We start from the raw sequence: 1,291 nt of genomic DNA on the forward strand, positions 1-1,291 counted from the left end.
ATGTGAAGATGGCTACCGTATGGTCTTGTTTATGTTCTTTAATCGTTTCTTTTTCGACGAAGTTATTGGTATTGGATAAACCAGTAATATTCCCAGAATTAGTGATGGAAATACTACTTCCTCCCGTTTTTGATTGTTGCGTGCTGCCTGCTGCATAACTGGCCGCCAGAATACCTGCACTACTGCCTTCGATAGTGGCATTTGCCTTGTTTTCGATATTGATGCTGCCTTGGAACATAGCCAGTATACCTGCGGCTTCTGCTGTAGAGTTCGTAGTGGTACCGGATACAGTTCCTGAATTTTGCAATGTAAAATTGCCAGTTACAGCTCCGTAATCGCCATAAATATATTGAAGACCATAAACAGTTGTATCATCGCTACTGGCTGAAATAGTTCCCGAATTGTTAATGCGGGTGACCGTTGGTTGATAGTCTCCACTGCCACTATTGCCAATACCGTCTGTGTTTCCTCCACCAGATAAAACATTTGCACCCTCATTGACGTTAATCACTACAGCACTCCCTTTCGAGTTGGGCAATGTAGTGAGCGAGGTCGTATAACCATCTAAATTTGGTTGTTGTGTTGTTCCTGTGCACGTGACTGTATTTGTGGCGCCTTCAATGCAAGCAGCCATCGCTGAATGGGTAAATAGTGCGGCCATTAAAAAGACACTCGTTTTTACCGCTCCTCCGCCTGAATGTCTGCCAGCCTTAGTTAGTTCCGAAGCCACATCCCATAGCCCCGTTTTTTTATTACGTACTGTTTTGTAAATTTTATTCATTGGTATTTGTCTTTGAGTATTTTATGAGTCGAATTGAAATTTAAGTCAGCTTGAAAACAGCATTCTCAACATATAGAGATAATAATTTTTTAGTCGATATATTAGCCGTGCGACTATGCCTAACGCCATGACCTTAATATGAATTGTATCATTGTAAATTCGTAAAGTATAAAAACTCTTTTTTTAAATATATATTAATACGCACAAACAAAGGCAAGAATGTCTTGATGAGAAAACAGCAAAATAGAATAAATCAAGAATTAACTACACATCTCTAATCTAAGTTGAGGAATTGGTAGGCAGATAGATATTCAGTGGATGTAAAAAATTAAGCCTCTGAAGATTCAGAGACCTAATTTAAAATTTTGGCGGAAGAGGTGAGATTATTAAAATAATATATCTATTTGATTATTAAATATAATAATAACATGATGTTCATTTAATCCTGTCATTCTTACTGTTATTTTAGCATCCATACTCGCCGCTGCATGGGTAATCATGGATATGATT

At 37.9% G+C, this 1,291-nt stretch carries 1 protein-coding gene; it reads right to left on the reverse strand.

The genetic code is table 11. The features are described from left to right. The coding region (locus tag A2F46_RS11620; RefSeq protein WP_156471646.1) for an ESPR domain-containing protein at positions 1-781 on the reverse strand (781 nt) is incomplete at its 3' end. Positions 782-1,291: the final 510 nt, after the last annotated feature.

It is taken from the genome of Snodgrassella sp. CFCC 13594 (assembly GCF_001590725.1).
Classification (GTDB): Bacteria; Pseudomonadota; Gammaproteobacteria; order Burkholderiales; family Neisseriaceae; genus Snodgrassella.